Consider the following 13,129-nt stretch of genomic DNA (forward strand, 5'->3'; position numbering starts at 1 on the left):
TTCAATTATCTTGCAGGAACGAAAGACTTCGGGAGAAACACTTTCTCCCTGGCTTACCTATCCGGCAGGGGAGCGGCCTCAGTGGGAAAATAATCCGCCCCGTCCCGACTATTCTTTTAACCAGGATCATCCTTATGTAACCGAAGTATGGAGCGTACAGGAAAAGAGCGATATGGGCAGCGGTATGTTTTTGCATGACGATCTGTTAATATATACCAATACTTCCGGGGAGGTTAAAGCGGCCAGGGCGGAAGACGGTACAACCGTCTGGACCTATAAGACCGGCGGCAAGATATATTCCACTCCGACTGTATATAACAACACGGTGTGGTGTGCTTCCTCTGATTCGTTTCTCTATGGGTTGGATCTGCAAAACGGGAAACAACGGTTTAAACTGAAGAATGATAAAGCGGTGGTGTCATCGCCTGCCTGTGCCAACGAAAAGGTAATGATCGCCGGATCGGACGGGCATTGTCGTGCGTGGAATGTGTCGACAGGGAAGCTCCTCTGGGAATTCGACAGTGTGAAGAATTTCGTGGTGACCCGCCCGCTGGTGAAAGATGGAGTGATCTTTTTCGGAAGTTGGGGCAATAAGTTCTATGCCCTCGATATTGAAACGGGAAAACCGCGCTGGATCTGGAACAGCGGACACTCGAACCGTATGCTGTCACCTGCACAGGTGGTACCCGTGGCTACACACGGACGGATCTATCTGGCTTCCCCCGACAGGTATATGACCGTTTTGGATGAAGATACGGGAGAAGTGATATGGCGATATAATGATCCGGAAAACAGGGTGCGCGAATCAATCGGTATCTCGGAAGACGGCAATACCGTCTACGCCAAAACAATGGATGGGGATATCCTTGCTATTGACGCGACCGTTACCGAAAGAAAAATAAAATGGATCTCTTCGGGAGAGGATATGGGCTATGAACTTACCCCTACGCCGGTGGTAGAGAAAAACGGGATCGTATATGCGCCTACCGATAAGGGGCTGATCTATGCCTATCGTGCATCGGACGGTGCTTTCCTGTGGAAGTACCGTATTTCCAGCGGGTTGATCAATATGATCTTACCTGCCGAAAACGGCGAGCTGTATGTTTCGGCTATGGATGGAAAACTGGTGAAGCTGAAGATCAATTGAGGATGTAGGGAACATATAGCTTAATGAAAACGTTCGGTATTAATCAAGTAGGTTAGTATTTCATTATACTTGGACCACTTTTCCTGTCTTCACATAAAAAACGAACCCTTTCACATTTTGATAGCCCATTTCCTCAATGGGTCTTACATACCGCTGGACCTGACGGATATATTTCGGTTCTTCCAACTCTCCAAATTTATAATCGGCTATGATCACTTCATTGGGGCCGATCATTACCCGGTCGGGGCGACTGAAGCCGGCGGCGGGATGCAGCAGTTGTGTCTCGTTCAGTACGGTGTATTTGCCGGAATACCAGTCCGAGATTTCGGGCAGTGATAAGATGTTTGTCAACTCGCGAATCGTATTGTCCTTCTCTTCCTCTCCCAGTTCTCCTCGGGATATCTTTTGTTCCACTGCCTGCGGAATATCCGCCAGGGTTTTCACATTACTTACAATGTCGTGCATCATCCGTCCGTAATCACGGCTACCGTCGTCGCTGAAATAGCCGATGGAATTGAACCGCAGCTTTAGCCGGTCACCGAATGGAACTGATTGCCATTTCCCAGTTTTATAAGTATTCGTAACCGGTTTTTCTTCCGATTTCCCTACCACCGTCGGATTGCCGTACTCAAAGACAGATCCTACGTCTCCCTCACTGAAATATTCACTCAGCGGAATATAATTTCTTCCGGGATCAGAGGGCACAGGGGTGAGCGGCCCCGGATCGGGTAGGGGAGCAGTATCGGTGATGCCTCGCCACAACAGGCCGGCCACGTCGGATATGGTTTCCGGCTTTCTGGGGATGGGAGCGAAAGCGATAAGCCGGTGCTTCGGGCGGGTAAATGCTACATAGAGCAGGTTCAGGTTGTCGATATAGGTGAATCGTTTCTCTTCCAGATAGCTGTCCCTGAAGATGGTGTCTTCAAGCCCTTTACCGTACCTCAAAGGAGCCACACCCAGTGCATTGAATGGTGCTGATCCGGGTTTACACCAGATAATGTCGTTGTGGTGTGTATTGTGATCCATACCCCAGTTCAGGAACGGCATGATCACGGCGCCGAAACCCAACCCTTTCGATTTGTGGATGGTGATCAGCCGGATGGCATCCTGGTCTTCCGGTGAGAAAAGCGCTTTTTTATACCCGCTCTCGTCCCACCAGTCGAGAAAGTCATTCAGATCAGCCGTGGCGCTCTCCTTGAATTTGAGGACTATATCCAGAAATGCCTGTACATAGGCATGCCCTTTGGTATCCAATGCATCGGCAGTGAGCGTGAAAAAGTGCTCGGTCATTTCGTAGAAGGGCATAGACACCAATTCGCTGAGATGGCCTTTGATTTCCTCCGGAAAATCACGGTACGCTTCTTCGCGATAGAGTTGTAATGCCTCATCCGGGGAAGAGCGGCGTTGAAACCGGTAAAATTCGTAGATCGCCATCATACGGCGGGTGTCGTCTTTCGGGTTTCGGAAATGGCGCATCAGTGCGATTATAGCTTTGACACTTTGTGCACTGCCGATAAGAAGCGCTTCATTGGAAATGATATCGTAGCGGTAAGGTGATGCCGGATGTTGTTCCCTGTAGGCCAGTAATGTTTCGGCTACCTGTACCGCTTCGTGGTTCCATCGTACGACTATGGCAATATCTTTCAGTGCGAATCCCTGATCCTGCAGCGCTTCGATCTCGTGCGGCAGTTGTTCCATTACATCCGCTTTCCAGTCGGTCTCTTTGTCGTCTTTCAGAAAAGTGATCCTCACCTGTCCGCCGCTGTCCTCTTTTTTCGAGGGAACCTGTTGATACAGGTCAGCGTATGCATTGACAATCTGCGTATCGTGGTTACGGCCGTTATTTTGTGCTCCTTCTATATGCTGTATTCCTTCTGTCGACGCGTTAAAATCGTTTTGCAGGTTGATCGCCGCTTTCGTAAAGAAGGCATTATTGAATTGCACGATATGGGCATCGCTTCGCCAGTTGGTGTCCAGCACGTGTTCCCGGATATTGCCTGCCTGAAAATCCTCTTTTACCTGCTCCTCAAGCAGACGCCAGTCGGAGTTGCGGAAACGGTAGATACTCTGTTTCACATCGCCCACGATCAGGTTAAGGTTGCCGGAGGCGAGACTTTCCCCGATCAACGGACGGAAGTTTTCCCATTGCATGCGGGAGGTATCCTGGAACTCATCTATCATATAATGGTGGACGCGTGTGCCTGTTTTTTCATAGATAAAAGGCGAATCGGTACCGGCAATGATATCGTTCAGCAGTTCCGTCGTGTCGGAGAGGAACAGGGTGTTGTTTTCCTGTTGTAGTTTACGCAGTCGCTGTTTGATGTCGTTGAGGATGCCCAGGGTGTAGAAATTACGGAGCAGATGCTTCGCCGTCTGGTATTCCCGGTCGTTATCGGAAAGATAGATGATTTGCTTCACACATTCGTTGAGGCCGTCGGCGTAGGCCGACCGGATAGCGTTCTCTTTTTCCTTGTCGCTGTACCACAGGTCGATATTGTCTACCAGTGCGATAAGTCGGTTGGAAGGTTTCTCCACGCTTCCACCGGCCAGCTTGGTGAATAGCAGGAAACCGGAGTTCCTTTTATGTTTAAAATCGTCGTACGACAATCCATATTGTTGTATGATGGCCAGCGCCTTCACTCCCACCGCTTTTACTTCGTTCTCGTAACGCTGCGCGATGCGGATGAGCATCTGTTTGTAGGTCTCGAGCTGTTCCTTATCCTGAATGGTGGACTGTTCCTCATCCGTAAACGATTTATATGTCTCGTTGAACAGCTGCTTTGCCAGGTCCAGCACCTGCCGGTCGATCTTCCAGCTTTTCCCCTCTTCGATATTGTGCTGCATGAACCTGAGGAGCCATTCTGAGAGAGTTTTGTTTTCCGGTTTATCCAATTCGGAAAGCATCAGGTCGATGGTTTCCGTCAGTAGGGAAGTTTCATCCAGTTCCATATTGTACCCCCCTGCCAGGCCGGTCTCACGGGCAAAGGTACGCATGGTCTGCTGGAAAAAACGGTCGATGGTACTGATCGAGAATGCCGAATAGTCGTGCAGGATAGTTTCTAAGAGGGTCTTTGCTTTTGTGCGTACCTCTTCACGACTCATAGCGAAATCTTCCATCAGTCCCGTCAGGTAGGAAGAATCCGCTCCTGATGCCAGACAGTGTAACTCTTCCACAATACGCGATTTCATCTCGTCGGTCGCCTTGTTGGTAAAGGTCACGGCCAGGATATGCCGGTGGTTGTTCGGCGCCGAGAAAAGCAAACGAAGATATTCACCTGTCAGACGGTGCGTTTTGCCCGATCCGGCAGATGCTTTGATCACATGTAGGTGTCGCCTGTCAGATGATGCGTGATTTGGCATATCCCTCCTTCTGCAAGATACCCAGTACCTTCTCGCGGTGATCGCCCTGAATGATGATCTCGCCCTCTTTGGCCGATCCGCCCACGCCACATTTTGTCTTCAGCATCCTGCCCAGTTCCTGCAGATCGTCATCACTTCCTGTGAACCCGGTGACAAGCGTTACCGCTTTTCCTTTGCGGTTTCGTTTGTCGAGGCTGATGCGAAGCAACTGTTTCTCTTTCGGCTGTGTATTCTCTTCCTCGCTTCCCTCTTCCTTGTAGTGGTAATCGGGATTGGTGGAGTAGACAATATCCAGTCTTTTTTTCCAGTCGTTCATATCATTATAATTCAATTATGCTTTACCTCTATCGATTCAATTACATTCACAATATAATCCCCCATTCGTTCACATTCTGAGATTATATCCATATAGAAGACGCCGTTTTGATATGAGTAAAGATTCTGGTTCAGATTCTCCACATTCTCACGCTTCAAAAGATTCCGCTTTTCATTGATGCTGTTCTCAATATACTTGCTATGCAGTAGTTCCGATTCCGTTATTTTTTGATTTTTGAGTAAGGCCTGCATATTTTCCAATGCCTTGTCCAACAATTCGTACATATTGTTGATATTGGTGATAATACTCTCTTCAAAAACAACATCCGCTTCCATTTTCCGTTTTAAATGCCTGGCAATATTACAACTTGAATCGGCGATACTTTCTATTTCTGTCACCCCACGGAGGATAGCGCGGACACGCTCTTTACTCTGATTGCTAAGTCTTCCTTCCGCGACTTTTCCCAGGTAAGATCCTATTTCGACCTCCATCTGGTCGCAGATATCTTCGTATTTCTCGGTACGGTTATACAATTTAAGGAACTTCTTGTCATTATGGTCCAGATTGGTCATTTTCTTTATGAAACCGAACATCTTCCGGACACGCAGCACATATACATCCGTCTCTTTTTCCGCCTGAATGATAGAGAGTTCAGCCGTAGAAGCCATCCCCGTAGAGATATACTGGAGGATGAACTCTTCGTCTTCCTCCTCCCCTCGCTTTGGCCTGATAACGGTGAGACAGATCTTTTCGTACAGTTTCACAAACCATATCATAATGAAAGCGTTACAGATATTGAAGAGGGTGTGAAATAACGATAAACCATAGGATGTGGAGGCCTGGTAGCCGAGATATTTGTTTTGCAGGGCTACCAGTTCGGGAGAAAGCTCCGATTTGGGGAGCGTGGTGATCTGCGTGTATTCTTCGGGAGTGAGCGAGGCGATGAATGGTGTTATTTCGGTAGGGTGGCTGGAGGTGATTCCCGAAACGATCGTATCAATCATACCCACAAAATATTTGAAGACGAATAACATCCATAAAACCCCCAACACGTTGAACATAAAATGGGCGAATGCCGCTCTTTTTGCCGATATGTTCGCCGGGATAGCAGCAAGATTAGCAGTGATTGTGGTACCGATATTTTCACCCATAACCATCGCGGCAGCACTGGGAAAATCGATCCATCCTTTTACCGCCATGATCAGGGTAAGGGCGACCGTGGCGCTCGAAGATTGAACGACGATCGTCAATATAGTGCCGACAAGCAGGAAAAAGAGAACGGACACGATTCCCATGTCGGTGAAGTTCTGCACGAAAGACAACACCTCGGGGTTGTTCTGCAGATCGGGCATGGAACTTTGCAGAAAGTCAAGCCCCATAAACAGGAAAGCAAACCCGAAAATGAATTCCCCCAGCGATTTATTCCTGTTTTTGGAAGAAAAAATAAGTGGAAGGGCTATACCCATCAATGGGATTGCTAAAGCACTGATCGAAAATTTCCCGAATCCGAATAAAGAGATTATCCATGCAGTAACCGTAGTTCCGATATTGGCTCCCATGATCACGCCGATGGATTGCACCAGGCTCAGTAACCCTGCGTTTACAAAACTCACTACCATTACTGTGGTAGCGGAGGATGACTGGATGAGGGCGGTGATCAGTACGCCGGTCAATACTCCTGTCAGTCGGTTCTTTGTCATTGCAGACAAGATATTCCTTAGTTTATTGCCGGTAAGTTTTTGCAGGCCTTCGCTCATTATCTTCATCCCGTACAGGAAAAGAGCCAGCGAACCCACGAGCCCTAAAAAATCGAAGAAACTGTAGTCCATGTTCGAAAAATAGCGTATATTAGCGTGCAAATATAGTGAAAGCCGAGAGAAAAGCCAAACTCGTTTGAGTTTTTCCGAGGCGCATCTTATATTATTTAAATATAGATAAAAAATATTTGTTTACAAATAAATGTAAAAGCCAAAAATTAACGATATGACAGATACCGTTCGTGTGCATTGCCTTAACACCAATATATACAAAGAAATAAAAATCGGTTCATCATTACAGGAGCTTATTGATGTCTTTGGGGTTAGATCACCCTACCTGATTACGAATGCGAAAGTGAACAATAAGACAGAATCGCTTTCCTACCGGGTGTACCGACCAAAAACAATAGAATATGTGGACCTGACCCACTCTTCGGCTATGCGTACCTATGTCCGGTCGCTTTGCTTTATTCTGGCCAAGGCAGTGCACGATACCTTACCCCATGCTGAAACGCATATTGAACATGCCGTAGCCAAAGGTTATTATTTTCAGATCGAGGCGGAGGTACCGGTCGGCAAGCCCGAACTGGATACTATTCGTAACAGGATGCGGGAAATTGTAGAAACGGATATCCCTTTTATTCAGGTGGAGGAGGAAACTGCCAAAGTGGTGAAACTGTTCCGGGAACGGGGAATGGAGGATAAAGCCCGGCTGCTTGAAACGTCCGATTTTCTTTATGCCCGCTATTCCAAATTAGAAGAATATATCGACTATTTTTACGGCAGCCTGACTCCCTCTACCGGCTACATTACGATGTTCGACATCCAGCCGTACAACGGAGGTTATCTGTTACGGGTGCCCAACCGTGAAAATCCGGTGGAACTGGAACCCGAAATAGAGCAGGAAAAGTTATTGAATGTGTATCGGGAACATCTTCAATTTTTAAAAATAAGCCAGTTGGATAATGTGGGAGATCTGAACCGGGCGAAGCAGGAAAATCGTATGTCCGAAGTGATCCAGGTGGCGGAAGCTTATCAGGCAAAACAGATTTCCGGGATCGCCGAAGAGATCACCCGCCGGTTCAGGGATGGAGTACGTGTCGTCCTGATATCGGGTCCCTCTTCTTCGGGAAAGACCACCTTTCGCAAACGGCTTGAAGTGCAGCTACTGGTGAATCTGCTGAAGCCGGTGGGTATTTCCTTAGATGACTATTTTATCAACAGGGATCAAACGCCCCTGGATGAACATGGGGAGAAAGATTATGAATCACTCTACGCCCTCGACCTGGCATTATTCGAACAACATATGCTCACGCTTATGAGGGGAGAAAAGGTTGAACTGCCGTTTTACAATTTTATGACGGGTAAACGGGAATTCAGAAAGAACTATCTGAAGATGGAGGAAAACAGCATCCTCATCGTGGAGGGGATACACGGGTTGAATCCGGAGCTGACGGAGCATATCCCTCCGGAGAAAAAATTTTTAGTGTATGTCTCCGCGCTGACGACTATCTCGCTGGATGACCATAACTGGATCCCCGCTTCCGATAACCGGTTGATCCGCCGTATCGTGCGCGACTACCGCTACCGGGGGTATTCGGCGGAACAAACCATTTCCCGTTGGGACAGTGTCCGGCGTGGTGAAGATAAATGGATCTTTCCCTATCAGGAGAATGCCGATATGATGTTCAACTCGGCCATGATCTATGAACTGGCGGCCATTCGCCGGCATGCAGAGCCTATCCTGATGCGTGTCCCACGTACTGTACCGGAATATTCCGAGGCCTACCGGTTACTTAAATTCTTAGGCTATTTTAATTATATTACCGACCGCGAACTGCCGCCCACTTCATTGCTCCGGGAATTCCTGGGAGGAAGCAGTTTCAGGTACTGAAATGGGCAATGTGCCAATATGCCAATGAGAATAATGTGCCAATGAAACAAAAGATTCAACGGAATTCATTAGAATCGGTGGAACCAACAGAAGTGTAGTTAAATGTGAATAATGGAGAAGTCGGAAGTTTCCAAACCCAACCAAATGTCCGATACGCCAATGTGTAATTTTACTAATTTGTTGATTAGGTAAGAGTCTCGGATCATAACCCGGGCATAAATATGACAGAAGATATAATTTGTGCAATATCTACTCCTCCCGGTATGGGAGCGATAGCCGTTATCCGCCTTTCAGGCGAGGGAAGTTGTGCCCTGATCGACCGGATATTTCACTCTCCTTCCAGGAAAAAACTGGACGAAGCTACTGCCAATACGGTCCATTTTGGAAGAATCATGGCGGAGGATGAAGTGCTGGATGAAGTGCTGATCACTGTTTTCCGTGCACCCCATTCATTTACGGGTGAGGAGAGCGTGGAGATCTCTTGTCACGGATCGGTCTATATTCAGCAGAAGATTATGGAACTGTTGCTTGCCGGTGGTGCACGGTTAGCCGGGGCGGGCGAGTTCACCCGCCGTGCATTCCGCAACGGTAAGTTCGACCTGAGTCAGGCCGAGGCAGTAGCTGACCTGATCGCGTCCTCTTCCCGGGCTTCGCACAGGGTAGCGATGAATCAAATGCGGGGTGGTTTTGCCAAAAAACTGGCCGACTTGCGTGATAAATTGCTGCAATTCGTTTCACTTATCGAACTGGAACTCGATTTTTCGGAAGAGGATGTGGAATTTGCCAACCGGGAGCAGTTGTACCTGTTGACCGAAGAAATTGAACGGGAGATCGATAAACTGGTCGGCTCCTTCCGTTTGGGTAACGCCATCAAGAGCGGTATCCCGGTGGCCATTATTGGTGAGACCAATGCGGGTAAATCGACCTTGCTGAACCTCTTGCTCAATGAGGAAAAAGCCATCGTGAGTGATATCCATGGAACCACGCGCGACGTGATAGAAGATACCATGAATATCGGGGGTGTTACGTTCCGGTTTATCGATACGGCCGGTATCCGCCAGACTTCCGATACCATTGAAACGATGGGAATTGAGCGTACATTCCAGAAAATAGAACAGGCATCCATTGTGCTGTGGGTAGTTGACCTGACCACACCACGGGAAAAGATTGTGTCCCTGGCAGAGTCCATCCTTCCGAAGACAAAGGAAAAACACCTGATTCTACTGTTTAACAAAGCCGACCTGATACCGGAAGAAGAGCGGGCAGACATTGAAGGCATCCTTCCGGAAGTGGAGGGTGACAGGCTTTTTATCTCTGCAAAGCAGCATTACAATACCGGCCGGTTACAGGAATTGTTAGTGAAAGCCGCGGCCATTCCCGCTATCGGCGAGGAAGATGTGATCGTAACCAACCTGCGTCATTATGAAGCCCTCACAAAAGCTTTTGAGGCCATCCTCCGTGTAAAAGAGGGTCTGGAAATCGGCATCACTCATGACTTTCTCTCCCAGGACATCCGCGAATGCATGTTCCATCTTGGCGAGATCACCGGACAAATATCTACCGATGAGATACTCGGCAATATTTTCTCTAAGTTTTGTATCGGTAAGTAATATATTGATTATAAATTCTCTACTCTGCTTCCTCCATATGTTTGGGCAAGTACGGTTGCGGAAAAACAATCATTTTGGAATCAATTGTAGAGATGTATAGCACAATCGTTCAGGAATTATTTATTCAAAGACCCCTACTCAAATTTATAAAATCGATCAACTTGCTGGAAACCTTAAAAGAAAAATCAATTAAATCATTCTCCCACAGAAAGAAATCGCAACCTCCAAAGACAACGATCTACATGTGAAGGACTACATATACAACAGAATATATTAGGCCGGATTTTCAATGATGGTACGATTACAGTAACAATCGGTGAGGCGACAAGTTCTTATCCATATATTGCAGATCCGCTGACATTCCGGCGGGAGATAAACACACAAATTAGATGATAATAGTTTTGTTAAAATCAGGAGCAATATTTGCAGAAAATTAATTCGTAATATTACGAATTAAAAAATAGTTTGTATATTTACGAACAATAAAAATATAAGAGATGTCAAATAAAGTATTAGCAGCCGAGCAGAAACAATTAGCACGCTTTGCCAAAGCATTGGGGCATCCTATCCGTATTGCTATACTGGAAATGCTTGCAAACCAGTCATGTTGTTATCATGGTGATATGTCGGAAATACTGCCCATTGCCAAAAGTACATTATCGCAGCATTTAAACGAACTTAAAGATGCAGGATTAATACAGGGAACAATTACGTTGCCGACAGTCAAATACTGTATCAATAAAGAAAATTGGGAAAAGGCAAAAAGTTTGTTTTCAGCTTTCTTTGTAGAAATTAATAATGAAGAAAGCTGTAATTCCAAGTAAAAATTTTACCCAAAATGTTCGTTAATCTACGAATTAAAAATTGTATGTATAAATACGAATAATATTGATCTATATGAAAATAAGGAAAGCGACACTGGAAGATGCAAAAGGCATCTGTGATATTTACAATTTCTATGTGGAGGATACAGCTATCACCTTTGAAACGGCAGCTGTAAGCGAAGCCGATATGCAACAACGCATTAAAAGTTTTTTAGACGAGGGTTTTCCTTATTATGTCGGAGAGATTAACGGCAAAATTGCAGGTTATTGTTATCTGCATAACTGGAATAACCGTTGCGCCTATTCATCCACAAAAGAAATAACAATATATCTTGACAAAGATTTGCAAGGCAAAGGTTTGGGTACAATCCTGTACCAACATCTTTTCAAAGAAATATATAAAGACGGTATACACACCCTGATCGCAGGAATTTGTATTCCGAATGAAAGTAGTGTACGCCTGCATGAAAAATTCGGTTTTAAACAGGCATCGCACATGAAAGAAATCGGATGGAAATTTGACCAGTGGCGCGATGTCGGACACTGGCAGCTTGTAATTAAGCAAATACCACCTAAAATCCTTATCCTTTGCACGGGCAATAGTTGTCGTAGCCAAATAGCTCATGGATTTTTACAATCATTCGATCCTAAACTATTGGTTTATTCCGCAGGCACAAAGGCAAGCGGGAAGGTGAATCCCAAAGCGATAGAGGTCATGCAGGATGCAGGGATAGATATTTCACATCATACATCAGATAATGCAGAACAATATATAAATAATGAATGGGACTATGTAATTACCGTTTGCGGTGGGGCAAATGAAAGCTGCCCTACATTTTCGGGTAAGGTAAAACACCGTTTACATATGGGATTTGATGATCCTTCCGAAGCATCAGGGACGCCCGAATTTATACAATCGGAGTATATCAGGGTAAGGGATGAAATCAAAAAGGCTTTTTACGAACTCTATCTAAACAAGATAAAGGGGCATGAGTAAAAAGAAACAACGTTCAACGGAATTCTTTAGAATCGGCGGAGACAACAGAAGTGTAGTTAAAATGAGTTTTTTAGATAAAAACTTAACCCTTTGGATTTTCCTTGCTATGGCTGTCGGTGTGGGATTGGGTTATTTTATCCCGTCTTTCAGTAGCTATATAAATTCCATGTCGAGCGGAACAACGAATATACCGTTGGCTATCGGTCTTATCCTGATGATGTACCCGCCATTGGCGAAAGTGGATTACAAACAACTGCCTAAGGTTTTTTCCAACGTAAAAATACTGACAGTATCACTCATCCTGAACTGGATTATCGGGCCTGTCCTGATGTTTTTATTGGCCATCCTCTTCCTGCACGATTATACGGAATACATGGTAGGTGTCATTCTTATCGGGTTGGCTCGTTGTATTGCGATGGTACTTGTGTGGAACGATCTGGCAGAAGGAAATAGGGAATATGGCGCAGGTTTGGTAGCTCTGAACAGTATTTTTCAGGTATTCTTTTACAGTTTTTATGCATGGATATTTGTCACAAAACTTCCTCCCTTATTCGGTTTTGAGGGTGCAATAGTGGATATATCAATGGGGACGATTGCAGAAACAGTCGCTATCTATTTGGGTATTCCTTTCCTGATGGGTATTCTTAGCCGTTTGATATTGGTTAAAATCAAAGGAGAACAATGGTATAAGGAAAAATTTATCCCTGCTATTTCACCTATTACCTTGATAGCATTATTATTTACCATCATTTTGATGTTTAGCCTGAAAGGAGAATTGATCGTACAAATACCATTAGAGGTAGTACGGATTGCCATACCGTTATTGATCTATTTCGTGGTGATGTTCTTCCTTAGCTTCTTTGCAGGCAGGCTCATAGGTACATCTTACAATAAGAATGCTTCGATCGCTTTTACCGCCACAGGTAATAATTTCGAACTGGCTATTGCGGTTGCAATAGGCGTCTTCGGCTTACACAGCGGACAAGCCTTCGCCGGAGTCGTTGGGCCGCTTGTGGAAGTGCCTATGCTTATCCTGTTGGTAAATATTGCCTTTTGGCTAAAAAGAAAATACTACAAATAAAAAAGAGAATGAGAATGAACAGTTGCATGAGTTTTTATATTTATATTCTCAAAATAGAATTTCACTCCTTTTATATTCTCAATACATTTTCCCATTAAAATCATGGAAATTATTATTATCTCATTATGCGCATTTCTTGTTGC

Annotated in this window: 9 protein-coding genes and 1 pseudogene; 7 read left to right on the plus strand and 3 right to left on the minus strand. The window is 45.5% G+C overall.

Features of this window, described 5'->3' with window-relative positions:
• Nucleotides 1-1,147, plus strand: a 1,147-nt coding sequence (locus Q0502_RS14600) for a PQQ-binding-like beta-propeller repeat protein (RefSeq protein WP_298652192.1), incomplete at its 5' end; no start/stop codon positions are given.
• A gap of 63 nt (nt 1,148-1,210) precedes the next feature.
• On the opposite strand, the gene Q0502_RS14605 is transcribed toward Q0502_RS14600, so the two are convergent.
• From Q0502_RS14605 to Q0502_RS14615, 3 genes are read right to left on the minus strand one after another with little or no spacing between them, the layout of a single operon-like run.
• Entirely contained in the window at nt 1,211-4,507 is a 3,297-nt protein-coding gene (locus tag Q0502_RS14605; RefSeq protein WP_298652194.1) for a UvrD-helicase domain-containing protein, read from the minus strand.
• Nucleotides 4,485-4,823, minus strand: a complete 339-nt coding sequence (locus tag Q0502_RS14610) for a translation initiation factor (protein WP_298652197.1) — start codon at nt 4,821-4,823, stop codon at nt 4,485-4,487. The genes Q0502_RS14605 and Q0502_RS14610 overlap by 23 nt, the downstream gene beginning before the upstream one ends.
• 11 nt (nt 4,824-4,834) lie before the next feature.
• Entirely contained in the window at nt 4,835-6,652 is a 1,818-nt protein-coding gene (locus tag Q0502_RS14615) for a Na/Pi cotransporter family protein (protein WP_298652200.1), read from the minus strand.
• A gap of 154 nt (nt 6,653-6,806) precedes the next feature.
• Between Q0502_RS14615 and Q0502_RS14620 the strand changes: the two genes are divergently transcribed.
• The 6 genes and pseudogenes from Q0502_RS14620 to arsB all read left to right on the plus strand — a co-directional run bounded on the left by Q0502_RS14620 (nt 6,807) and on the right by arsB (nt 12,986).
• The gene (locus tag Q0502_RS14620) at nt 6,807-8,474 is read left to right on the plus strand and encodes a nucleoside kinase (protein WP_298652203.1); all 1,668 of its coding nucleotides are present in this window, start codon (nt 6,807-6,809) and stop codon (nt 8,472-8,474) included.
• Nucleotides 8,475-8,695: 221 nt separating this feature from the next.
• Nucleotides 8,696-10,084: a tRNA uridine-5-carboxymethylaminomethyl(34) synthesis GTPase MnmE gene (mnmE, locus tag Q0502_RS14625; RefSeq protein WP_298652206.1), complete on the plus strand. Its 1,389-nt coding sequence runs from the start codon at nt 8,696-8,698 to the stop codon at nt 10,082-10,084.
• Nucleotides 10,085-10,581: 497 nt separating this feature from the next.
• On the plus strand, nt 10,582-10,908 hold the full coding sequence (locus Q0502_RS14630; RefSeq protein ID WP_298652209.1) for a metalloregulator ArsR/SmtB family transcription factor: 327 nt from the start codon (nt 10,582-10,584) through the stop codon (nt 10,906-10,908).
• A gap of 73 nt (nt 10,909-10,981) precedes the next feature.
• Nucleotides 10,982-11,431, plus strand: a pseudogene (locus Q0502_RS14635) (N-acetyltransferase family protein); the annotation flags it as partial.
• Nucleotides 11,432-11,473: 42 nt separating this feature from the next.
• Complete coding sequence (locus Q0502_RS14640; protein ID WP_298652212.1) at nt 11,474-11,905, plus strand: arsenate reductase ArsC; 432 nt, start codon at nt 11,474-11,476, stop codon at nt 11,903-11,905.
• 61 nt (nt 11,906-11,966) lie between these two features.
• Nucleotides 11,967-12,986 carry an ACR3 family arsenite efflux transporter gene (gene arsB / locus Q0502_RS14645; protein WP_298652216.1) on the plus strand — a complete coding sequence of 340 codons (1,020 nt, stop codon included), beginning with the start codon at nt 11,967-11,969 and terminating at the stop codon, nt 12,984-12,986.
• Nucleotides 12,987-13,129 lie beyond the last annotated feature (143 nt).

The sequence above is a fragment of the uncultured Proteiniphilum sp. genome (genome assembly GCF_937873925.1).
Classification (GTDB): domain Bacteria; phylum Bacteroidota; class Bacteroidia; order Bacteroidales; family Dysgonomonadaceae; genus Proteiniphilum.